This window comes from Halochromatium glycolicum (assembly GCF_016584085.1).
Lineage (GTDB): Bacteria > Pseudomonadota > Gammaproteobacteria > Chromatiales > Chromatiaceae > Lamprobacter > Lamprobacter glycolicus.
In genome coordinates, this window is the sequence record NZ_NRSJ01000010.1 from 67727 (window position 1) to 91381 (window position 23655).

General features: G+C 64.9%; 16 protein-coding genes. 8 read left to right on the forward strand and 8 right to left on the reverse strand.

From position 1 onward, the window contains the following. The first annotated feature begins 84 nt into the window (after positions 1-84). Together CKO40_RS07760 and CKO40_RS07765 are read left to right on the forward strand one after the other, a co-directional pair. Positions 85-1527 carry a TldD/PmbA family protein gene (locus CKO40_RS07760; RefSeq protein WP_200345634.1) on the forward strand — a complete coding sequence of 481 codons (1443 nt, stop codon included), beginning with the start codon at positions 85-87 and terminating at the stop codon, positions 1525-1527. Then, positions 1524-2843, forward strand: coding sequence for a TldD/PmbA family protein (locus CKO40_RS07765; protein WP_200345635.1), 1320 nt, complete (start codon positions 1524-1526; stop codon positions 2841-2843). Before CKO40_RS07760 ends, CKO40_RS07765 begins: the two co-directional genes overlap by 4 nt. Before the next feature lie 238 nt (positions 2844-3081). Here CKO40_RS07765 and CKO40_RS07770 read toward each other — a convergent pair whose 3' ends face one another. Beyond that, positions 3082-6831, reverse strand: coding sequence for a sulfite exporter TauE/SafE family protein (locus CKO40_RS07770; protein ID WP_200345636.1), 3750 nt, complete (start codon positions 6829-6831; stop codon positions 3082-3084). Positions 6832-7213: 382 nt separating this feature from the next. Here CKO40_RS07770 and putP point away from each other — a divergent pair, with 382 nt between their 5' ends. Next, positions 7214-8713 (forward strand): sodium/proline symporter PutP, encoded by a 1500-nt coding sequence (gene putP, locus CKO40_RS07775; RefSeq protein ID WP_200345637.1) that lies wholly within the window; start codon positions 7214-7216, stop codon positions 8711-8713. A 292-nt stretch (positions 8714-9005) separates the two neighbouring features. Here putP and CKO40_RS07780 read toward each other — a convergent pair whose 3' ends face one another. Continuing rightward, complete coding sequence (locus CKO40_RS07780) at positions 9006-10418, reverse strand: OprD family outer membrane porin (protein WP_200345638.1); 1413 nt, start codon at positions 10416-10418, stop codon at positions 9006-9008. Between the two features lie 275 nt (positions 10419-10693). On the opposite strand from CKO40_RS07780, the gene CKO40_RS07785 reads away from it, so the two are divergent. From CKO40_RS07785 to CKO40_RS07800, 4 genes are read left to right on the forward strand one after another with little or no spacing between them, the layout of a single operon-like run. Continuing rightward, a complete protein-coding gene (locus CKO40_RS07785; RefSeq protein ID WP_338074143.1) occupies positions 10694-11620 on the forward strand; it encodes a metal ABC transporter solute-binding protein, Zn/Mn family in 927 nt (308 codons plus the stop codon). Then, entirely contained in the window at positions 11620-12456 is an 837-nt protein-coding gene (locus tag CKO40_RS07790; RefSeq protein ID WP_200345640.1) for a metal ABC transporter ATP-binding protein, read from the forward strand. The genes CKO40_RS07785 and CKO40_RS07790 overlap by 1 nt, the downstream gene beginning before the upstream one ends. Further along, complete coding sequence (locus tag CKO40_RS07795; RefSeq protein WP_200345641.1) at positions 12449-13315, forward strand: metal ABC transporter permease; 867 nt, start codon at positions 12449-12451, stop codon at positions 13313-13315. Before CKO40_RS07790 ends, CKO40_RS07795 begins: the two co-directional genes overlap by 8 nt. Next, a complete protein-coding gene (locus tag CKO40_RS07800) occupies positions 13308-13778 on the forward strand; it encodes a Fur family transcriptional regulator (RefSeq protein WP_200345642.1) in 471 nt (156 codons plus the stop codon). Before CKO40_RS07795 ends, CKO40_RS07800 begins: the two co-directional genes overlap by 8 nt. 224 nt (positions 13779-14002) lie before the next feature. Here the strand turns inward: CKO40_RS07800 and CKO40_RS07805 are convergent, their stop codons facing one another. Beyond that, positions 14003-14377 (reverse strand): hypothetical protein, encoded by a 375-nt coding sequence (locus CKO40_RS07805; RefSeq protein ID WP_200345643.1) that lies wholly within the window; start codon positions 14375-14377, stop codon positions 14003-14005. On the opposite strand from CKO40_RS07805, the gene CKO40_RS07810 reads away from it, so the two are divergent. Further along, on the forward strand, positions 14376-15023 hold the full coding sequence (locus CKO40_RS07810; protein ID WP_200345644.1) for a DUF3299 domain-containing protein: 648 nt from the start codon (positions 14376-14378) through the stop codon (positions 15021-15023). The genes CKO40_RS07805 and CKO40_RS07810 overlap by 2 nt on opposite strands. A gap of 850 nt (positions 15024-15873) precedes the next feature. Here CKO40_RS07810 and nudB read toward each other — a convergent pair. The 5 genes from nudB to CKO40_RS07835 form a co-directional block, all read right to left on the reverse strand. Then, positions 15874-16350: a dihydroneopterin triphosphate diphosphatase gene (nudB, locus tag CKO40_RS07815; protein ID WP_200345645.1), complete on the reverse strand. Its 477-nt coding sequence runs from the start codon at positions 16348-16350 to the stop codon at positions 15874-15876. A 142-nt stretch (positions 16351-16492) separates the two neighbouring features. Continuing rightward, positions 16493-18271, reverse strand: coding sequence for an aspartate--tRNA ligase (gene aspS, locus CKO40_RS07820; protein WP_200345646.1), 1779 nt, complete (start codon positions 18269-18271; stop codon positions 16493-16495). Positions 18272-18722: 451 nt separating this feature from the next. Then, complete coding sequence (locus tag CKO40_RS07825) at positions 18723-19109, reverse strand: FmdB family zinc ribbon protein (protein ID WP_200345647.1); 387 nt, start codon at positions 19107-19109, stop codon at positions 18723-18725. Between the two features lie 535 nt (positions 19110-19644). Beyond that, positions 19645-20232 (reverse strand): ribosome biogenesis factor YjgA, encoded by a 588-nt coding sequence (yjgA, locus tag CKO40_RS07830; protein WP_242476900.1) that lies wholly within the window; start codon positions 20230-20232, stop codon positions 19645-19647. A 100-nt stretch (positions 20233-20332) separates the two neighbouring features. Next, complete coding sequence (locus CKO40_RS07835; protein WP_200345648.1) at positions 20333-23647, reverse strand: hybrid sensor histidine kinase/response regulator; 3315 nt, start codon at positions 23645-23647, stop codon at positions 20333-20335. Between the last annotated feature and the right edge of the window lie 8 nt (positions 23648-23655).

Here is a 23655-nt window from a genome sequence, read left to right on the forward strand (position 1 = left end):
CCTGGGATTCCTTCCGGACATCGCCCACCTAGTAAGATGCTGATTGGTACAGTTGTCCAGTTCGGCGTGATTCAGGGTAGCAAGATGATCCATCTCGATCGCATCGCCAATGCCTTCACCGCGTCCGCACCGCGCGCCGACTACTGGACCCTGCGCCTGGTCGATACGACCGGCGAGCTGGTCAACGTCCGCGATGAGGTCGCCGAGCCGAGCAGCCTGTGGCGCTCCCAGGGCGCGATGATCACGCTGATCGCCGAGGGCGGTCTGGGCTATGCGGCGACCGGCGACCTCAGCCCAAGCGGCCTCGCGCAAGCGACCGGGCGCGCTCGGGAGCTGGCCGCGCTGCACGCAGAGCGCGGCCTGTTCGATGCCCGCCTCTATCCGCGCACCGCAGTGCGCGCCGAGTACGAGACGGAAGTCGCCGAGCCCTGGTCGGCCTGGTCACTCGACGACAAGCTCGGGCTGCTGTTCGACAGCTGCCGACAGATGGACCTGGGCGAGCCCATCGTCGAGCGCGACGCCTGGCTCAGCCACCGCCGGACTGAGCAGCTCTTGGTCAGCGCCGACGGCGCTGCGATCCGGCAGTGCTGGGAGCATGTGCACGGCGGCCTCGCGGCGACAGCCCATCTTGCTGGTCAGACGCAGACCCGACATGGAGGCGGTGCGCTCATGCCGCGCCAAGGCGGACTGGAGCGCATCGCCGCCGCCCGTCTCCGCGAGGACGGCGAGCGCGTCGCCGAGGAGGCGATCGCGCTGGCGCAAGCGCCCGAGTGCCCACAGGACCGGCGCGATCTGGTGCTGATGCCGAATCAGATGGTCTTGCAGATCCACGAGTCGATCGGCCATCCGCTCGAGCTCGACCGCATCCTCGGCGACGAGCGCAACTATGCCGGCCTGAGCTTCGTCACGCCCCAAATGTTCGGCCGCTATCGATACGGCTCGCCGCTGCTCAATGTCACCTTCGACCCGACCCTGACCAACGAGCTCGCCAGCTGCGTTGCCGATGATGAAGGCACCATCGCCACGCGCGCCCACCTGATCCGCAACGGCCTGCTCGAGCGCCCGCTCGGCGGCGCGCTGTCCCAGGCGCGCTCCGGGCTCGCCGGCACCGCGAGCGCGCGGGCCTGCGACTGGGACCGCCCGCCGATCGACCGGATGACCAATATCAACCTCGAGCCCGGCCGGGACTCGTTGGAGGGACTGATCGGCCGCGTCGAGCGCGGCGTATTGATTGACACCAACCGGTCCTGGTCGATCGACGACAGCCGCAACAAATTCCAGTTCGGCTGCGAGCTTGGGCGGCTGATCGAGGATGGTGAGCTCAATGGGTTGGTCCGCAACCCTGGTTATCGAGGCATCTCGGCCACGTTCTGGCGCAGTCTCGACGGCGTCGGCGCGCCCGATACCGTTGAGGTGGGCGGCGTTCGCAACTGTGGTAAAGGCGAGCCGAACCAGTCCGTCTATGTCGGTCACGCCTCACCACCCTGTCTCTTTCGCGATGTCGAGGTCTTCGGAGGTGGCCTATGAATGCCGAGCCCTTCTTCGCGATGGCCGAGCAGGTCTTCGCTCACCTCCGGGGCGACGAGCGGCTGTTCCTGAGCCTGCGCAGCGAGCAGTCGGACTTCGTCCGCTTCAATCGCAACCGGGTGCGCCAGGCCGGTGCGCTCCAGACCCAGGAGCTGGCACTGACCTTGATCGAGGGCGCCCGGCAGGTGCAGGCCAGCTGCAATCTGAGCGGTGATCCGGAAACAGACAGGGCGCTCATCCTCGCAATGCTCGGCCAGTTGCGAGACCGGATCGCGCATGTGCCGGACGACCCCTATCTGAACATCTCGGACGCACCGAGCCGATCGCACACCGAGCTGCCGGCCCGGCTACCGTCCGTCAGGGAAGCGGTCACGACATTGACAGGCCTCGGCGAGGGGCTGGATCTGGTTGGCATCTACGCCGCCGGCAAGATCGCCGATGGGCTCGCCAGCTCGCTCGGTCATCGCCACTGGCACCAGAGCACGAGCTTCAATCTCGACTGGAGCGCCTATTTGGATAGTGACAAGGCGGTCAAGGACAGCTACAGCGGCTTCGACTGGCAGCCCGGCGAGCTGGATTCGAGGCTCTCGGCGCAACGCGAAAGGCTGGCGGTCATGGCACGACCGGTGCATCGGATCGAGCCGGGCCCGTACCGCGCCTTCCTCGCCCCCGCCGCATTGGAAGAGCTGATGGACCTATTGGCCTGGGGCGGCTTCGGCCTACGCGATCATCGCACCCGCCAATCGCCCCTCACCCAGCTTGCGAGCGGCGAGCGCCAGCTCCATCCAGCCGTCACGCTCCTCGAGGACAACAACCGCGGGCTGGCGCCCGGCTTCATCGATGAGGGCTTCGTCAAGGCCGACCAGGTCCCGTTGATCACGAATGGACGCTTCGACACCTGTCTCGCCGATGCCCGCTCGGCCAAGGAATACGGGGCCGAGGTCAACGCCGGGGCTGAGTGGCCGGAGTCGCTTGCGATGGCGGCCGGCGAGCTTCCCTCGGACCGGGTCCTCAGCACGCTCGACACCGGTCTCTACATTGGCAACCTCTGGTACGGGAACTGGTCCGACCGCAACGCCTGCCGGGTGACCGGGATGACCCGCTTCGGCACCTTCTGGGTCGAGCAGGGCGAGCTGGTCGCACCGCTTGCGGTAATGCGCTTCGACGACAGCCTCTATCGGCTGCTCGGCGAGCAGCTCGAGCAGCTGACCCGAGAGCGCGACCTGCGCCTCTCGGCCGAGACCTACGATGGACGCTCGACGGCGAGCAGCCTGCTCCCGGGCATCTTGGTGAGCAGCATCGACCTGGCGCTCTGAGACGGCCCAGCTGAGTAACTGCTCGGAAACCAGTCTCCGCTTCCGGAGCGGGACCGGTCGCGGCAACATCGGGCAACAAACGCGAGACACTCCTTTAGAGGCCCTGTCAAAACGCCCCTTTTGACTCGCGCAAGCTCCTGATCTCCCAGCGCGCGGCAGTCATTCTGTTGCGGCTACTCACTGTTGCGGCTACTCACTGTTGCGGCTATTCAGGATGCCGAGCCCAGCGGTCGGCGACCTAGCCGGCCATCGGCTCGTTGCGCCGCAGCACGATCCGATCCGGCGCCGTCGACGGCTCCAGCACGCCGTTGTCGACCTCCTCGGCAACCGGCACCAGCTCCGCGCTCGCAGGGAGATCGATCTCGATCCCGCGCAGGTCGGCGCCGGCGCGACCCGCGAAGAGCCTCAGGTCCTCACTGATCATCGCCCAGCAGCGCGGTCCGATGCGCGCCGGTTCACCGCTGAGCTCGGTGTCGAAGCACATCCGCCGTCCATCGAAGACGATCCGAATACCGAGCATGACCGGTTCAGGATCAGCCAGTCCGTTGCCGTTGGACTCGCCCGGATAGACCACAGGCTCTGACGCGGTCGCTGAGGGGTCGGCGGACGCACTGGAATCGGCAGCCCGCGGATGGATCGCGACGCTGATCTCGACCAGCTCGGTCGCCAGCCGCGGGATATTGGTCTCGATCCGGGTCAGGGTGCAGTTCGGGTTGCGGCAACGCTCGCGCAGCGCGAACGAAAACTCTCGGTCTACGAACACCCCGATCGCCTGCTCGACCTCTTCGAGATGCCGCTGACAACGACGCAGACGCTTTGGATAGGCATTGTCATCGCGCAGTTGCTCGCGGATCACCTTGCGCAGGCGGTCGAAGCCCTTCGGCAGCGTGCCGCTGTGGAACCCTCGGCACATCAGCCCGCGCATGCTCTCGCCATGGGCGCCGACGCTCGCCGGCTCGATCTGCAGCACCGGCTGGCCGCCACCGTCCGGGGTGCGCAGCCGCTCGCGATGGTTGGCCTCATAGAGCTTCCAGTTCTCTTTCAGCTCCCAGACCAGGAACCCGAACAGCCCGGGCAGCAGCACGATGGTCAAGGTGACCAACGGATAGGCGATGACCTTCGGCAAGACCGATTTCGAGATCTCGACGAAGGCCGTTGTGATGGCGGGCAGGAACGGCAGCAACAGCTTATGACCGATACTGACGATCGGGAAGTGCTTGACCGGATTGACCTGTGGCTCGACCAGCACGGTGACATAGAACTGGATCAGGGCCTCGGAGAAGCGCCAGATCGGCGCCAGCAGGGCCTTGGCGGCGAGACTGGTCCAGCGCTCGCTCAAATGATGGGTCAAGGACTCATCGACACGGTGCAGGATCTGCGAGAAGCGGCGCGTAACCTCCTTGAAGAAGAACAGCAGCTGTTGGATCAGGCCGATGAACAGGGCCTGGTTGATCCGCTGCAGATAGATGCCGATGCTCGTGCTGAGATTATCGAGGAAGCGCCGTCCGGCTGGGGTGTTCCGGGCCAGGGTCCCGAGAGCGAACGCGAGCCCGAGCAGCCAGAGGCCGGGCTGGATCGGGACCTCGTCGACGAGCACCGCGAGCGCGATGATCGGGGCCAGCGGCAGCGTCCCGATCAACAACGGCTGGATCAGGTTGCGCCCCAGCCCGCGCATCAATCCGGTACCCAGCAGGCCCGCGATCGGCCACCAGCGCAGCAGTGCGCGCGGGCCCTCCCAGAAGAGGAAATGCAGGATATGCCAACTGCCAAACGCAACCGCCTTGGCGAGATGGCGGCCGATACCGGTATAGGCCACCAGGTTGATCAAGGCGCCGCTGAACGCGACCGAGATCGGCTCGGTGAGGTGAAACCCCTTCTCGACATACGGCATCAGCTCGATCAGCAGATCCAGGCTCTTCAGCACCATGAAGGCGCCGCCGAACGGCAGCAGCAGATAGCGCAGTAGGTCGCGCCCGAGCGGGGTGCCGAACAGCGGCGCACCGAGCTGCTGCAGCCCCTTGATGTAGATCTCGCCGGGGCGGTAGACGCCGGGCAGCGCTCGCTCGGCGGTCCGGTCGAACCGGCGCAGCCGGTCGCCCCGGAAGAACTCGCTCCAGGTCGGATCAGGCAGGCGCAGGATGTTGCGCGCGACGATGTCGCGGACATCGGTGAACTTGAGGTGCCGCCGATGCTTGATCACATCGAGCAGCTCGAGCTTCATCTTATGCGCGGCGACGATCTCGCGGTGATCGCGCGGCACGAAATCGGCTTCGCGCATCGCCTGCTCCAACCGCGGCGTGAGCGCGGTCTCGAGGCGGTCGGTGATGCGGCGGTTCAGCGTCCGCAATACCCCAGAGAACCGTTCGAGATCGGCGAGCGGCCAATGGAGCTCCTCGAGCCGGGCGCGGCTGGTCTCGAGCGCCCGCAGGGCCTTGAGCATCGGCTGAAACGGGAGCAGCTCGCGCACCTGGCCGCGCCCGAACTGCAGCAGCCAGCGCCCGAGTCGAAGCCGATAATAGTCGCTCGGCCCCTGCAGCTGCAGCTGCTCCAGGCAGCCGAGCAGCCCCTGCGCCGCCGGTGAGCCATAGCGCGCGCGGTCGTCGGCTGTGAGCCGGCGAATGAATGTGTGGAGCTCCTCGTGCGTCTCGTCGTCCAATGACCAGCGCCGAGCGAGCCCCGCACTCAAAGAGGATTCAACGGCCGCTTCGCGTTCACCGATGGCCTGATCGAGCGCCGGAGGCAGGGCCCGTAGCTCCGTCATCAGCCGCCGCACCAGCCGGCGCGCCGCCGCGAGCCGCCGCAGCGCGAGGGCCGGATAGCCTCGACGCTCGGCACGGGTCGCTGCGGCGACGGCCCGCTCCAATAGCGTTAGCCCGGCGCGCACCTCGACCTCCGGAGGTGCGTTCGGGTCGGCATCGCCCGGGCGGCGTTTCCTGCTCAGCAGCGAGGGCATTGGTACCGCCGGCACCCAGCGCAGCACGGCCAGCAGCTGGGTGCGCCAGATCCCCAGTTGATCCCCGATCCGCTCACGCCATCCTGGGCACTGCTCCAACTGGACACCGCGCGCAACCGCATCGAGACAGCGCTGCTCCAATGCGGGGCTCAGGGCAGGGGTCTCCACGGCGTCAGGGATGATCGCCCCGAGCAGCGGTGAATGCTCGGCCTGACCGCCAGCGAGGCGCAATGCCGTCGGGAGCGACTGCTGCATTCGTGCCATGACCTGCGCCAGGTCCGGATCGCTGCGGCCATAAGGCAGCGCCACCGGCAGCAAGGGGGCATCGGCGCGCAGGCTCCCACCGCTGCCAGGGCGGCTCTTGATGAGCAGGCGCGGAAGACGGGAATCGACCAGCGGTCTCGGCAGGTCCAGCCCACCGAGCGACATCCAACGATCCACCTGCGGCCAGACCTGGATCGCCGGAAAGAAGAAGCCACGCGCGCCGGGCGCGAAATAGCGCAGCCGAACGACGAATGCGACAAAGCTGCGGCAGATCAGGTCGTCATCCCAGACCGGGAGGATCAGTCCATCGTGGCCCAGCACCTCACGGACCTCGGCGAAGGCATAGTGGCCGATCAGCGCACGCAGCGAATCCGCACCCAAACGCTCACGGTGATCGCCACACTCCTGCGCAGTCTGCCAGGTACGCGCGACCTCGGCCTCGAACGAGCGCGCCCAGTAGTCGTAGCGCAATCGGGTGAAGCTGCGCTGCTCGAGACGTTGATGCGGCGGACTCGGCAGCAGGATGACCTGGCTCGGGAGCTGCAGCCCCTCGATCACCGACAGCGCCTCGGGGTTCTCGGTCTCGAGCCCGAGCAGGAAGTCGGCCTGGGGCATCAGGTAATACGGCAGATTCGGCACCGCCACGCCGGCGAGCCGCTCACCCAGCTGCCCCTCGATCAGACGCTCGATCGCACGCGCATGGAACAGAAACAGGCCTTCGGCCGGTTTCATGATCTGCTGGCGAAAGGCCTTGGCGGTAACGATGGACATGCTGGCGTGTGATGGGCCTTGCTCGCCGAGCATGCGGCGAGCAGCCGTTGCTCGCAAATTGGCAATCAGATCAGTAAAGCAGGTTCCGAGCCAAGGACAATGACGTCAATTCCACTCCAACGAGCATCGCACGGCCCTAACCCGGACGATGAATCCCGCCTGATTCACGGTAACGCCGATGGCACGCTGCCACTCCGGACGCTCAATCCGAGGAGCTTCACGGTAACCGATTGTCTGCGTCGGCCGCCCATTTTTCCCCGCAACGGCATCGCGCCGAGACGCTCCAGGCAGCGTCATGTTAGCGTTCCGCGACCAGGACGGTCGCCCTTCGCCCAACGCAGGCGCCGTCAACGCTCAACCGAACCTCAGGTCCTCTGCCACGATGCTCGATGCCAACGCCGCTGTCATCGCGACCTTTGTCGCCTATCTTGCCCTAATGATCGCCATCGGGTTTTGGGCCTATCGCCGCACGACCGACTCGTCCGGCTATTTCCTCGGTGGCCGCAGTCTCGGCCCCTGGCCGGCTGCGCTCTCGGCAGGCGCATCGGATATGAGCGGCTGGTTGCTGCTCGGGCTGCCCGGCTTCGCGTTCGCGTCAGGCATTGAGGCCTTCTGGCTCGCGGGCGGGCTGTTGCTCGGCACCTGGCTGAACTGGCTGCTGCTGGCGCGGCGGCTGCGCGTCTATAGTGCCGCCGCGAACGACTCGCTGACGATCCCCGAGTTCTTCGCCAACCGCTTCGGCGACCGCGGCCATCTGCTGCAGGCGGTCGCGGCCTTCTTCGTCCTGCTGTTCTTTCTGTTCTACACCAGCTCAGGTCTCGTGGCAGCCGGCAAACTCTTCGAGACCGTCTTCGGGCTCGATTATCTGATCGCTGTCGTCGCCGGCACCCTGTTCATCGTCTCCTATACCCTGTTCGGCGGCTTTCTGGCGGTATCCTGGACGGACTTCGTGCAGGGGCTGTTGATGGCGGCGGCCTTATTGATCGTCCCTGTCATCGCGATCCAGGCCGACGGCGGCTGGGATGCGACCATCGCAACGCTGCAGGCAACGAACCCGGACCTGCTGAACCTTTGGTCGAACAACGAGGGCAAACCGCTCACGCTGCTGGCCATCGTCTCGTTGATGGCCTGGGGGCTCGGCTATTTCGGCCAGCCGCACATCCTCGCCCGATTCAAAGGCATCAACAGCCCCGGGGACGTCCCGACGGCCCGGCGCATCGCGGTCGGCTGGACGGCGCTCAGTCTAGTCGGCGCCGTGTTGGTCGGACTCGCCGGGGTCGCTTATGTCGGCAACAACCTCGGCGGCGAGCTCAAGGACGCCGAGACGATCTTCATGGTGCTGGTGGAGGCGCTGTTCCACCCAGTGATCGCCGGCATCCTGCTCGCGGCGATCCTAGCGGCGATCATGAGCACGGCGGACTCGCAGTTGCTCGTCTCCTCATCAGCGCTGGCCGAAGACCTCTATCGACAACTGGTGCGTCGCGGCGCCAGCCAGCGCGAGATCGTGCTGATCGGCCGGTTGGCAGTCGTCCTGCTGGCACTGGTTGCCCTGGGTCTCGCCACCGATCCCGACAGCACCGTGCTTGGACTGGTGTCCTATGCCTGGGCCGGGTTCGGTGCCGCATTCGGCCCGGTGCTCTTGATCAGCCTCTACTGGGAGCGGATGAACTGGCACGGCGCGATCGCCGGCGTGGTCACCGGCGGCCTGGTGGTCGTGGTCTGGAAGCAGCTCGAGGGCGGGATCTTCGCGCTCTATGAGATCGTACCGGGCGTGCTGCTCGCAACCCTCGCGATCATCGCCGTCAGCCTCCTGACCGCGCCGCCGGGGCAAGCGAGCCGGGAGCTGTTCGCTCGCTACCGGGCGCAGCTGAGGCAGGACTAACCGCAGACACAGCAGCTTCCCGCTGGCTGCTGGCTGCTGGCTGAATGACACAAGAGGTTCAGACGGCGCCGGAACCTGTTCGCAAGTGGGCGGCTTCCCGGCCCCTTCATGTTCAGGGGCTTGGGCGCTTTAGAGGCCCTATCAAAATGCCCGGCTAGCCCACACAAGTTGCTGATTTGTTAGGCCATAGAGGGTATTCTGTTAGTGCCTATTAAAAGAGCGGGACATCCTGTCCCGCGCGGGAAGCGCCGATGGATCAGCGCGTCCTTAGGCGATCAGGACCTGCAGATGATCAGAAGCTGTAGGTCGCGATCAGGCGCCAATGGCTCATGGTGGCGTCGGCCTTGATACCGCTGCGTTGATTCACGAACTCATCGTACTCGCTGGTACGGTTGACATAGAAGGTCTTGAGCGTGAGCCCTTTAACCTGCTTCGGCTTCCAGACCAGCACCAGGTCGAGCTCGCTGGCGTCAGAGGTTGGCGCCGCATTGGGCGAGACATTGGGCACTGCGCCTCGAGTCTCGGACTGGCCGTAGTCGAAATAGGCGGCAACGAAGCGCAGGCCCGGCATGATCGCGTAGCTGGCGCGCGCGCCCCAGGAGCTGACATCCTGGCGATAGGCGTTGCGTGAGAAGATCGAGCTCGTATAGGCCGGATCGCCGCCGAAGGCATTGAAGAATGCCGTATCGCCATCGGACTGGTTCCACATTAGGTGGGCGGTCCATTTCTTCTTCGGGCCAATCAGGCCAGCCTTCAGACCGAACAGGTTGTAATCGAGCTCGCCGCTGCCGAAGTTGGCCTGGATCGCCGGGATACCTTGGATACCCTCGGTGCCATCGCCGACGTCATCCTGACGCAGGTACTGGGCACCGAGGTCCAGCTTCAGCTTGTTGAGTGGGATCTTGGCATCGACGTCGAAGTAGAGACTGTTGGCGATATCCTCGGTGTAATAGTTCCAGAGTCCGAGCTTGGTATGCGGAAGGCCGGCATAGCGGACGCTGGCGATGGTCATGCCGGCAATATCGTCGGCATCCGGACCCAGAGCGATCTGCCCCAGATTGAGGAACCTTGCCTGACCAAGCCCATCCTGGCTCGGCAACTGCGCCGCGCCGCCGGTGCCGCTCCCCTCACCGATGAAGCCCCAGTCGGTCATCGCGCGGGTACCAAACGACATCTGGGTGATCTGCCCGAGCGAGATGTCGAACCCCTCAACCGGCTTGGCCCCGACGATCAGCGCGGTGTAGGCGTTCGGCACCAGGTTATAGGTGTTCTCGGTCAGCGGTGAAGCGATCTGCCCGCGTCCGATGAAGCCATAGAGCTGTTCGTTCTCGAAGGTGACATTGACATTGGTCAGCTGGCCCTTCTGCGCGCCGTCATCGGCCAGGAAAAGCCCGCGTGCCGTGCGCTCCTCGCGGATCGTCGGATCGAAGTCAGTGCTCCCGAAGATGTCTCCGTTCAGGTAAGCGGCCGCATTGAAGCGGAAGCCGTTCCAGCTCGGGCTCTTGTAGCCGGCCATGACCGAATAGGCATTACCGCTACTGGGGTCCCAGCCGTTGTCCTTGGCCGTCAGGATGCTTATTGCCCGCAGCCGCGCGTTGAGCGTTCCGTAGTCGTTGCCTTGAATCGACAGGTCGTAGGCGGCTGCGCCGGTGCTCGCGACAGCGGTGCACAGTCCCATCGCCAACATTCCCCTCTGCCTCAGCATCATCCTCCTCCTCTTCGTGGTGGGTGGTCGTTATTCTGTCTATAACCAACAACAAATTACTACAATTTCGCAACATTTGTATCATCGAGCTCACCCAAGCACCGGGCTTGAGACAAAAAGATCACAAGAGATTGAGATAGATCAGAAACGCAACTGCGGCCCGATCGATGACGATCTGTTGGAACAGCGCAACTGAGCACAAAGCCGGTTGCCCTCCGCGATTTTTGTTATATTATTTCGTCCACCAGCCTGAACACCGAATCTCATCCACCATCGTGCGCCCTTCGATCTTGCCCTTGGCCTTATTGCTCGGGATCAGCCACTCGCCGGTCTTTGCAGCTGAAGAGACCGTGCTGCAGGTATTTGCCAGCGTGCTGCCGGTGCAGACCTTCGTCGACGAGGTCGGTGACGGACGCGTCGAGACGCGGGTCATGGTCGTGCCAGGGCAAAGCCCGGCAACCTATGACCCGAGCCCGAAACAGGTCGCCGCGCTGGCCGACGCCGAGCTCTATGTTCGAGTCGGTGTGCCGTTCGAGGATGCCTGGATGAAGCGCATCCGGGCCGCCAACCCGGCGATGGCCGTTCTCGATCTGCGCGACGGATTGGATCTCCGCCCGCAGACAGCCCATGACCACGGTGCGGACGACGCCCACGGCCACCACCATCACGAGCATGAGGCGATGGACCCGCACATCTGGACGAGCCCGCCGAATGTCCGAACGATGCTCGTTTCCATTCGTGATCAATTGACCGCGCTCGATCCGGACGGCAGCAGCGTCTACGAGCGCAATCGACAGCGTTACGACGCCGAGCTGCAGAGGCTTGATACATGGCTCGAAGAGACCCTGTCCGACCTCGATCATCGCGCCTTCCTGGTCTACCACCCGGCCTGGGGCTATTTCGCCGATACCTACGGGCTCGAGCAGGTCCCGATCGAGCGCGCCGGCAAGGAGCCCGGACCGCGCCGTCTCTCGGCGCTGATCGAGCAGGCCAAGGCGGTCGGCGCCCGCGCGATCTTCGTCCAACCCGAATTCGATCAGCGCATCGCCGAGCAGATCGCCCGCAGCATCGACGGCCGAGTCGAGGTCGCCACACCACTGGCGGTCGATTACGTGGCCAACCTGAAACGCTTCGCCAGAATCCTCGTCGACGCGAACCAGGCGCCTGAGACGGCGAAGACCACTGCCCCGGACGGGCACTGATGCAAGGGCAGTCGCAGCGGGTCATCGAGGCGGAGCACCTGAGCTTCGCCTATGGCGCCGTGCCGATCCTCGAAGACGTCAACCTCCAGATCGAGGCCGGCGAGTTCCTCGGACTGGTCGGACCCAACGCCGGCGGCAAGAGCACCCTGCTCAAGCTCATGCTCGGTCTGCTGACACCCCAGCAAGGCCGTATCCGTGTGCTCGGGCGGCCGCCGAAACAGGCCCGCCACCGGCTCGGCTATGTGCCGCAGTACCCGTCCTTCCCGCGTGATTTCCCAATCGACGTGCTGAATGTGGTGCTGATGGGCCGGCTTGGGGTTGGCGCGGGGCTGAGCGCCGTGCTCGGCACCGGCTTCGGCGGCTGGCGCAGGCGTGATCGCGAGATCGCTCGCCGCACCCTGCTCGAGGTCGAGGCCGGCGACCTTGAATCGGCGCCGATCGGCTCGTTATCCGGCGGCCAGCTGCAGCGGGTATTGCTTGCGCGCGCGCTCGTCGGCGAGCCGGAGTTGCTGATCCTCGACGAGCCGACAGCCAACATTGACCAACGTCTCGAGGGCGAGATCTTCGAGCTGCTCGCGCGGCTGAACACGAACCTGACCATCGTCGTGGTCTCCCACGACATCGGCTTCATCTCCAGCTACGTGAATCGGGTCGCCTGCCTAAACCGGACCCTGATCTGCCATCAGACCGAGTCGATCGATGGCGAGATGATCAATACCCTCTACGGCGAGCCGGTGCGGATGATCACCCATGATCATGGCACCGATGACCATGAACACGGCCAGAGCACAGGTGCCGGCGCCCACCACGCCAGGGGGGTTACCCCTCATGGCTGAGTTCCTCAACGCGCTGAGCACGCATGCCTTTCTCCAGCAGGCGCTGATCGCCGGCCTGCTCGCCAGCATCGGCTGCGGGCTAGTCGGCCCGTTCGTCGTGGTCAAGCGCATCACCTTTCTGGCCGGCGGCATCGCGCATTCGGTGCTGGCTGGGATGGGCGCGGCACTCTACTATGGGTATGATCCGCTCACGGGCGCGCTTGCGGCCGCGGTGCTGGCCGCGCTGCTGATCGGCTGGGTCCGTCTCAGCTGGCGCACCGGCGAGGACACCGCCATCGGCGCACTCTGGGCCATCGGTATGGCGATCGGTATCCTGTTCGTCTCCAAGACGCCGGGCTACGCGACCGATCTGATGAGCTTCCTGTTCGGCAACATCCTATTGGTGCCGGCCCGCGAGCTCTGGTTCATGGCGACCTTGGATCTGGTACTACTGCTGAGCGTGGCACTGTTCTATCGGCAGTTCGTTGCCATCACCTTCGACGATGAATTCGCGCGTCTGCGCGGCGTCCCCGTCGAGCTGTTCTACCTGCTGCTGCTGGTGCTCGTCGCCGTGACGGTCGTGCTGATGATCCAGGTCGTTGGGCTGATCCTTGTGATCGCGCTGCTGACGCTGCCGGCCGCGGTGGCCGGCCAATGGACGCGCACGCTGGCTGCGATGATGGGGATGGCGATGGGCATCGGTGTGCTGCTGACCAGCGGCGGGCTGGCCCTGTCTTATGCGCCCGACCTGCCGACCGGCCCGACAATCATCCTGCTCGCCGGCGCCCTCTATCTGATATCAGCCGTCAGCGCTGGATTCCTCGCAAAACGCCGCGCACGCAGAGCGGTCCGCAGTATGAACGAGCACCGAGATGGATGAAGAGCAACTCCAACGCGCCCTCGACACCGCAGAAAACCTCTGCGCCCAGCGCGGTGTCCGTTTCACGCCGCAGCGGCGTCGAGTCTTGGAGCTCGTCTGCCGGGCCCAACGGCCGGTCGGCGCCTACGAGATCCTCGATCAGCTACGCGATGGTGCTTCGGCCGCACCACCCACAGTCTATCGCGCGCTCGATTTCCTGCTCGAGCAAGGTCTCGTGCACAAGCTCGAGACCCTACATGCGTTCATCGGGTGTACCCATCCGGAGCATCCGCATGCCAGCCAGTTCCTGATCTGCGCCGAATGCGGGCGCGTCAACGAGCTCGAGAGCGACCGGATCTCAGGCGACCTGCGCTCGGTGGCCGAGGCGGCCGGTTTCCGGCCCAAGCGGCCGGTAGTCGAGGTGATCGGCACCTGCGCCCATTGCACCAAGAAGATCCGAAACGGATCTAGGTCGGCCTCCTGACCCTGACAGTTGTCCGCAGTGAACCGCTTTTGACCCGCCCGGCCGTCTACTGCTTGACCCGAGTACATCGCGTCAGAAATGCCGAGACCCTTTTCCTCCCATCTGACGCTCAGCGCTGTAGGAGCCCGCTTGCGGGCGACCAGGACGCGCTTGCAGCTGCGAAAATCGCCCGCAAGCGGGCCCCTACCCGACGACCATTGAACCTAGAAACCGCAGTTGACCGCTTAGGCGATTGCCGGAAAAGCCCGTACCGAATTGCGCAGGATTGTCGTTTTCCTTCGAGGAGCGTCGCCGGGAGCATAGCCGGGCTCTGTGACCGGCGGCGCGACGAAGAAGGCGAGCGAAAAGACCAGCAAGGCGGTATGAGCTTTGACAGAAATCGCCTTAGCCCAACATGCAACCCGTTGCACTGGTTCCACTTCTGGCGCTTCATGAAGCGCACCCATGGGTGACGGCCGTCCAACTGCGGTTTCTAGGTTGAAGGCAGCGACAATCAGTGTCGGGATTTCCGCTGTCTTGCACCAGTGCCATCCACTAAAGGGTGAGATTGCGATGCGCTCGGAGCGCTTAAGCGGCGACCCTATCGAAAGCGGCTGCATGCCGGCGCATCCTTTTCCGCTCGCGTGCCGCAGAGCACTGTTCCCGGCGCGCCGTTGGTTGGGCAGTTGGATCACGCTGTCGCTGCTCGCGCTGTTGCTCACGAGCGGCTGCGGCGAGGATGCGACAGATCAGGGTGTGGGTTTGTCTGACGAGCGGTCACCCGGAATTCCTGAGGCCGCTGATGGCGAGCCGCTGGAGCTCGAGTGGGACCACCTTATGCCAGCAGACTGGGAACCCGAACGTTTCCTGGCCAAGATCGACGCCGACCACCTCAGCGACGAGGACCCGCGCGCACAGGCGCTGATGAGGAAGCTCGAGGCGCGTTGGGCCGATGCGCCGCTCGTCGAGGCGCTCGACGGTCGCCAGGTGCGTCTGTCAGGCCTAGTGCTGCCGCTTGCATCGGAAGCGACGACCGTCCGTGAGTTCCTGCTCGTCCCGTACTTCGGCGCCTGCATCCACGTCCCGCCACCACCGGCCAACCAGACCATCCTGGTCAGGGCGCCGGCCGGCCAGCCCTCTGCCGGCGCCCTGTTCGATACCGTCTGGGTCGAAGGACGGCTGCAGGTGATGCCCTCCCAGCATGAGCTCGGCACCGCCGGCTACCGAATCGACAACGCCCGGGTGAGACTCTATCAGGAGCTCTGAGCAGCGGGTGTAGCCCGTCACACAAGGCGACAGCCGTCGGGCTCGCTTCAACTGGCCCCTTGCGGCCCGATCAGAACGGCCGGTCCGATCAGAACGGCCGACCCGAATCAGAACGGCCGACCCGCCTGCTCGCGCGACTGGTTTCGATCGCTCAAAGGGACGTCCTGTCAGGCGCAACCCTTTCCGCCTCGTTGCGCCTTGCTCCTGTTGGGAATTCAGGCACGATAGCGGTGCCGCCGCCCGGCGTCTCTTCAGCCTACACCCGACCAGCGATGGTCTCCATGATGCGTCGACGATCGCAAGCCCAATGCCGGTGCGCCGGGGTCATCGGCAGGACGGAGCTGTTCGAAGACCGCGAAGACCCGCTCGCGATAGGCTTCCGGAATCCCGAGGCCATATGCCTGCCCCTTAGCCAGATAGAGCTGTATATACCCAAAGTACGTCAATGCTCGGCACGGCAGAGCGCAGGGTCGGGTGACGGCGAGCGGGGATGTCGACGGCATGGAGACCGTCGTCAAGCCTCCAGGGATGGATTCACGGCGTCCCCATCACTGCCCCCAGCGCCGTGACGCGACCCAGAGCGGTCTAGGAAAACCGAAAATCGGTTTGCGATGGGTATATCGCGGACCAGCGTGCGCTGATCCTTCGCCCGCAGCTCCGCATAGCGCCGGCAGACGAGCGCGTCGCATCCGCACCGGGCCACGACAGCAACCGCTGGGTTCGCAAGGCCCCGGTAGGAAACGGGCTTACGCGCCTGTCCCGCTCCGAAACCGCCGTTTCCGTTTCAGGCCTCATCAGCTCCAGCGCGTCAGCGATCTATCTGGTCCGGGCTGGCAGGTCAACATGGACCTCAGCTCGAGCAAAGCACGGCGGGATCGCGTTGAAAGAGCATCGCCAGCAGACGCATGGCCTCACGGTTGGTCCAGGAGCCGGCCAGCTCCAGGGCCGTGTCCAACGGCAGCCAGAGCACCTCGGTATGCTCGCTCGGATTGATCCGGATATGGCGCCGATAGGGCAGGTGCAACGCGAACCAGTGCTCGCGGTTGAAGCAGACGCCTTGAGCGTATCGCTGACGCCAGGTCTTGATGATCGGAAACAGCCGCGACTGATGCAGATCGATCAGCCCGGCGGCCCCGAGCAGGCCGGTTTCCTCCTTCAGCTCACGCAGCGCCGCTCTGCGCGGCGATTCGCCTGGCATCAGGCTGCCGGTGACCGACTGCCAGAACCCGCTCGGCTTGACCCGGTTGAGCAGCATGAACTCGCCGGCCGCGTTGAAGACCACCACCAGCACCGAAACCGGACGCTTGAACGACGTCGTCGATCCCATCGCAACAGCCCTCTCAGGTCATCAGTTACACGCAGGAAACCGACCCCAACGGATCAGATTGCTTATGCAATTGGCACAACCGCCGCAATACCGAGCCGATGAGACCGGACCGAGCCTCGGGCCGGCACGGACGAAGCCGTCGCTAGGCGCGCAATTTGATCCGCAGGGCGAGTTCCTTGAGCTGCGCCTCGTCCACCGACGACGGTGCATCGGTGAGCAGACAGGAGGCCGTCTGCGTCTTCGGGAACGCCATCACGTCGCGGATCGAGTGGCTGCCGGTCATCAGCATCACCAGCCGATCCAGGCCGAAGGCGATGCCGCCGTGCGGCGGGCAGCCGTACTTGAGCGCATTGAGCAGGAAGCCGAAGCGGTCGTTGGCCTCCTCATCGGTGATCTTGAGGAGCCGGAAGATGCGGCGCTGCACCTCCTCGCGATGGATACGGATCGAGCCGCCGCCGAGCTCGGTGCCATTCAGCACCAGGTCATAGGCGCGAGACAGGCACTCGCCGGGCGCCTCCTCGAGCTGGTCGAGCTGCTCCTCCTTCGGCGCCGTGAACGGGTGATGGAGTGCGGTCCAGCGCCCGGTATGGGGCTCCTTCTCGAACATCGGGAAGTCCACCACCCACAGCGGCTGCCAGTCATCGCTGATCAGCCCGCGATCATGGCCGAGCCTGACCCGCAGCGCGCCGAGCGCCTCGTTGACAACGTTGGCCTTATCGGCGCCGAAGAAGACCAGATCGCCGTCCTCGGCCTCGGTGCGGGCCATGATGCCGTCGACCGCGGAATCGGGCAGGAACTTCAGGATCGGCGACTGCAGCCCGTCGCGGCCCTTGCCGGCCCAGTCGTTGACCTTGATGTAGGCCAGCCCCTTGGCGCCATAGATGCCGACGAACTGGGTGTAGTCGTCGATCTCCTTGCGCGTGAGCGTCCCGCCTTGCGGCAGGCGCAGGGCCGCAACCCGGCCTTCGGGATCGGCGGCCGGCCCGGCGAAGACCTTGAACTCGACCTCGCCCATCAGGTCGGCGACGTCGACCAGCTCCAGCGGCACGCGCAGGTCGGGCCGGTCCGAGCCGAAGCGGCGCATCGCCTCGGCATAGGTCATCCGGGGGAAGGGGTCGGGCAGCTGCACCTTGAGCACGCTCGCGAACAGCTCGCGCACCATCTGCTCCATCAGGCCGGTCAGCTCGGCCTCATCGAGGAACGAGGCCTCGATGTCGAGCTGGGTGAATTCGGGCTGACGGTCGGCGCGCAGGTCCTCGTCGCGGAAGCAGCGCGCGATCTGGTAGTAGCGGTCCATCCCGGACATCATCAGCAGCTGCTTGAACAGCTGCGGCGACTGCGGCAGTGCGTAGAACTCGCCTTGGTGCAGACGGCTCGGGACCAGATAGTCGCGCGCCCCCTCGGGGGTTGATTTGGTCAGGATCGGCGTCTCGATATCGAGGAAGCCGTGAGCATCGAGGAAGTTGCGCAAGGTCTGGGTGATGCGGCTGCGCAGGCGCAGGCGCTGCTGCATCTCGGAGCGGCGCAGATCGATGTAGCGGTAGCGCAGCCGCACCTCCTCGGAGGCATCGGCACCGTGCTCGTCGAGCTGGAACGGTGGGGTCTCGGCCGCGTTGAGCACCTCGAGCGACAGCCCCAGCACCTCGACCTCGCCGGTCGCCAGCTCTGGGTTCTCGGTGCCCTCGGGACGGCGGCGGACCCGACCGGTGACCGCGAGCACGTATTCGCTGCGGATCTGCTCGGCGAGTGCAAAGATCTCGGCCCGGTCGGGATCAAACACGACCTGGACCAGGCCGCTGCGATCGCGCAGGTCGACGAAGATGACACCGCCGTGATCGCGGCGGCGGTGAACCCAGCCGGAGAGGCTGACTTCGCGGTCGATGAGCCCGCTGTCGAGCTCGCCGCAATAATGACTGCGCATAGCGTCCGATCCCCGTGTCACTGCCTGTCGGCCAATCTGCCCGGCCTGCCGGTCAGCGCCCGATCGACTGGCGCATTGGGTTCCGATAGGCGGGGCGCGGACAGCCGACGCTGCCCGAAAAAGCCGTTCAAGATAACGGCCGGAACGGTCCTTAGCAAGCTAAAACACGGGCAAGCCGAAACATCGGCCGATCGATCCGCGCGGCGGCCCGGACGCAGAAGGGATCGCGCTTTGCGCTACCTTGTCGTAACCCGATGGCTACGAGCGTTTCACTCAGCGGGGCGGTACGCGGCGGCCATGCGCGTGAGGCCAGGCTGCTCCCGCAGACGCAACCCGAGCAGCTCAGACCATCTGGCACTGAAGTGGAGCGGCGATGCCGGCAGACTCGGCGCCGGCCGCCCTGCCGCGGCCGGCCCAAAGCTGAACTGGCCGCGCTGCCGAGCAGGCCTCCTCAGGAGCCGGCGGAGGCCGCCGTCGACGCCGGCTTGGACTTGGGTGGAGGCGTTGCGTCGGCCCCCTGTTTGCTCTTTGAATCCTTGCCCTTCGAATCCTTGCCCTTGGAATCGGCCGCTGCCGTTTCCTTCGGCTTCTCAGTCTTACCGTCCTTGCCCTGTGCAGGCTCGCCGTCCTGATGCAGGTTCTTACGCTTGTCCTTGTCCCCTTTGAAGTCGGTCTCGTACCAGCCACTCCCCTTCAGCCGGAATGCGGCAGCAGTGATCTGTTTCTCGAGTGCAGCAGCCCCACAAGCCGGGCAGTCGGTCAAGGGCGCGTCACTGATCTTTTGCAGGGCCTCCAGCTCATGGCCGCAGTCCGCACAGCGATAGGCATAGATAGGCATCGTCAAGCTCGCCAGATAGTGGATCGATAACCGCGCAAGTATGGGGTTTTGGCAGCGATTTTCAAAGCCTCGAGCTCACCGCAAGCGAAGGACTTCCCGGAAACAGCTGCACGACCGTTCGCGCTAGGCGCTGAGAATAGGGCACTCGAGGATCAGGCTGTCCCCCATTCGTAGCGCCCATTCCCAATCTGCACAGCCGGTTGTTCCGGAAACCTGGCAAGAAATGCCTGATTTCGTTGAGTCTTCTCCGTGACCAAAAAACGGCCACTTGACTGACGCCAAGACCTGGTCTCAGAGGCCGCTGAAGTCATTCCGTTAGACATTCTAGGTCACTGTTTTTGTTGGCTAAGAAACCCTATGGTCGCTCGCCCTGGTTTCCGGACAGGCTGAGCCCATCGGTGCCGACTGTTCCGGCGCTTTCTGTCCGGCGATCAGGCGGAACGGCTATAACAGAATGCCCTCTATGGCCTAACAAATCAGCAGCTTGTGTAGGTTAGCCGGGCATTTTGATAGGGCTCTAAAGACACGATCACTCTCAGTCTTTACGGGCTGATGCCTCGAGCAGTCCCCTCAGGTATCGTAACAGACGCCGTGGCGCCTCCGGTCGACCGCGCTCGGTATCCTTGCGCGCCGCACGTACCAGGCTGCGCAGTTGCTGGCGGTCGACCGCCGGATAGGCGTCGATGAGCTCGGTCAGCACCTCGTCGCCCCCTTCGATCAGCCGCTGTCGCCAACGCTCTACCTCATGCTGACGCGCGGCCGCGGCCTGCGCCTGCGACTCGCGCTGCGCCAACAGGGCTTCTAAAGGCTCAGTGTCCTCGCGCGCCAGACAGTTGGCGATGCGCTTGTAGTGACGACGGAGCGCGCGCTGGTCCTTGATGCGCGCGGTCTCGTCCAGGGCGGCCCAGGTCGTCTCGCCGAACGACAGCGCCTCGAGCTCGGCTCGCGGTAGGCCGGCGAGCTGCTCGGCCAAGGCCTGCAACGCCTGATGCTCGCGCTTGATCTGGCTGCGGCTCGGTCTATCGTCGGCGACTGGCAGCCTGGATTCATCCTCAGGCTCCGAGGAGGCGTCTGCAGCGGACTCAAGCCAGTCAGGCTCGGTGGGACCAACGGGCATGGGCATCGATTCTCTCCGTTCTCTTCTCGGTTCTCTTCAGGTGCAGTCATCCCAGTCAACCCAATCTGTTGTCTGCTCTGCGCAGCGGCCAACCGCGGTTTCGAGTTCATGCGGCAGGCTCGCCCGGTCCGAGCCGCGCGAGCAGCTCGGAAAGCTGAATGCGACCACCGTCGAAATCGAACCGCCGTACCCGTTCGCCAACGGCATCGAGCAGAGGACGCAGTTCGGCGTCGACCGTGCATTGCACCAACTGCTCGACCTCAACGCGGGCACGTAGATTACGCCCTGCCAATAGCCCATCCAAACGCAAAAGCTCCGCTCTCAGGGCGGCTCGGCCCATCGGCTCTGCGGTTTCCGGGATCGCGCCTTGGCCCTCTGGACGATCCTCGAGGCCGCAGTCGATGTCCAAGGACGCGATCGATTCGAGCGCACGTCTCATCGCCGACTCCAGCGCCGCGCATGCCGCCTCCCCTTCAACATCAACCCTGTCAACATCAACACAGTGCTCGAGTTGCCGCGCGGCGATGCCCACCTGCGGGATGCCGAGCGTCAAGGCGACCCCGGCCAAGGTATGCGCCGCTTCGGTCGCCGCTGTCCGCTCGCCGGCCTCCAGGGAGGCCCGGATCATCGCCGGGTGCTCACCGAAATGCTCGGCGAAGCGCCGCAGCCGCCGACGGTGGGCGCCCGTCTCTCCGTCATCGGGCCGACTCAGCCCCGGTGCCAGCTCGGTACCGGTTGACCCCGGGGCGGTGCGTGTTTCAAGGTCAGCCGTGACGGGCGCTTCCAGCGACCGAGTCTGAGAGACAGCGTCCGGGGCCTGCTCGGACGCCTCGAGCCCTTCCGAGCGCCGCGCCGCAGGCCGCCAGAGGCGCTGCAACGCCCGTAAGAGCTGCCGATGGTCGACGGGCTTGGCGAGATGTCCGTGAAAGCCCGCCTCAAGGCAACGCTTGCGCTCACTGGCGCCCGCATGGGCGGTCACCGCGATGATCGGCAGCTGAGCATAGCCTGGAATCGAACGGATACGCTCGGCGGTTTCATAGCCGTCCATCTGCGGCATCTGGAGATCCATCAAGACCACATCGACCGCCTCGCGTGCACGCAATCTCGCAAGCGCCTCGATCCCCGATGAGACGATCAGCGGTTGTGCCCCGCCGCGTTGCAGCAGCGCCGCGATCACCTCCTGGTTGAGCGGCTGGTCCTCGACCACGAGTACCCGCATACCCTGCAACGGGCGCTCGGAGGCCAGGCGCTCGTCACCGACGCGCTCAACAGGCCCCTGTCCATTGCCTGCCTGCGGCGAAGCCATCGGCAACGACAGCGAGAACGAGAAGCGGCTGCCCACGCCGAGCTGGCTCTCGAGCGCGATCTCGCCACCCATCTGCTGCACGAGGCGCTGCGAGATCGAGAGCCCGAGACCCGTGCCGCCGAACCGCCGGGTGATCGACGCATCGGCCTGGGTGAACGGCCGAAACAGACCCTTGCGCTGCTCCTCGGCGATACCGATACCGGTATCGCGCACAGTCATCTCGAGCCGCACCCTACTCTCTTCGGCGCCCTCTTCGGCGCCCTCTTCGCCAGGCTCACAGGCGACCTCGAGGCAGACCTCGCCCGACGGCGTGAACTTGACCGCATTGTGCAGCAGATTGACCAGCACCTGACGCAGCCTGGCCTGATCGCCGACGACCCAGCAACCCTCGACACCCCGTTGCTCGGTCCGCAGCTCGAGGCCCTTTTCGCGCGCGGCCAACGCGATCAGGTCGCGCGCCTCGGTCACCAGCTCGCCGACATCGAACGGCGCGGCCTCAAGCTCGAGTCTCCCGACGTCGATCTTGGAGAAGTCGAGCAGGTCGCGGATCAGGTGCATCAGTGCGCGCGCGGCGCGCTCGGCCTTGTCGACATAATCACGCTGCACCGCTTCGAGCCGGCTCTCGCTGAGCAGATGCAGGAAACCGACGATCGCATTCATTGGCGTCCGGATCTCATGGCTCATATTGGCCAGGAACTCGGATTTCGCCCGGTTCGCCGCATCCGCCTTGCGCTCAGCGATCCGCAGCACCTCTTTTTGCTCGCGCAACTGTGTGTTCGACTCGGTCAGCTCCTGCGTTCTGTCCTCGACGCGATCCTCGAGTTCGGCCTTTGCGGCATTGAGCTCATCGTTCGCCTCCTCGAGCGCCTGCGCGTAGGAGGTCTGCATCGCGCGCCGTTGTTCCTCGAGCAGATAGAAGCGGTCGGAGATCGTAAAGGCCAGGATCACGGCCTGCCAAACTGAGCCGAACTGGGTCACCCAGGTCGTGAAGAAGTTGGTCGGCAGCACCCCGAAGACCGTTAGTGCATAGATGAACATGCTGCCGAGGAAGACCGTCCAGGCCAGCGAGTAATAGCGCGCCGGACGGTAGCCCTGCAGACTGATCTTGAACCCTGCCGCAATGAAGAGCACGACGGTGAAGACCAGCGCGACCGCGAACGGCAATGCCAGGTCATAAGGACCGAACAACGCCAGCGGGATGCCGGCGAGCGCGGGCCAACGCAGCATACCGAGCACCCGATGGATCTGCGGTGCCTTGGTCGCGGTATCCAGGATCGAGCGGCTGAAGCGTACCCCGAGCAGATAGGCGACACAGAGGAAGATCGGTAGGCTGACATTGGCCCACCAGGGATGATTGGGCCAGAAGAATTGGAACGAGAGCCCGTTGAGCGCCAGTTGGAAGGCGATATAGCCGAGGATGAACGCCGCATAGTTGGCGGCATTGACGTCCTGGAGCCGCCAGGCATGATAGAGGTTGTAGATCACCAGCATCAGCAGCGCTCCGTAGTAGAGCGCAAGCATTCCGGTCTCGATGCTCAGGTGTTCGAAGGCCGCGTTCTGGGAGAGCAGGTCCAACGGCAGGTTGAGCGAGCCGACCGTCTCGACGCGCAGATAGACCGTCACCGGCTGTGAGGGCTGTAATTGGACCGGGAACAGGAAGGTCCGAGCCGCTACTGGACGCGCGGAGAAGGGCTCGCGATCCCCGGTATGGTATGCAGTCACACCGGACGACGAGACGATGTAGAGGCTCACCCAATCCAGTAGCGGATAGGCGAGGTCGAGGTAGTAGGTCGCAGGATGCTCGAGCCGGTTGTCGATCCGCAGCCGCGCCCAGACCACGCTGCGCTCGAAGCCGAGATTCGGCGTGGTACCGGTCGTCGGCACGAAATCATCACGGTAGGCCGCCGAGCGCACCGCCTCCAGGGTCAGCGAGCCGTCTGGGTCCGACAGCAGCTCCAGATGACCGATCGTGCTGTAACGCGCTTGATCGCTGACAACGCGCAGCGCCTCACCCTTGGGCCGATCCCCATCAGCCGCCGACACCGGGGACACCGGAGCAAGCAGGATCAGCACCAGCAGTGCCAGCGATGCGAGGGCGCCCCAGAGTCGGTTCATCGAGCCGT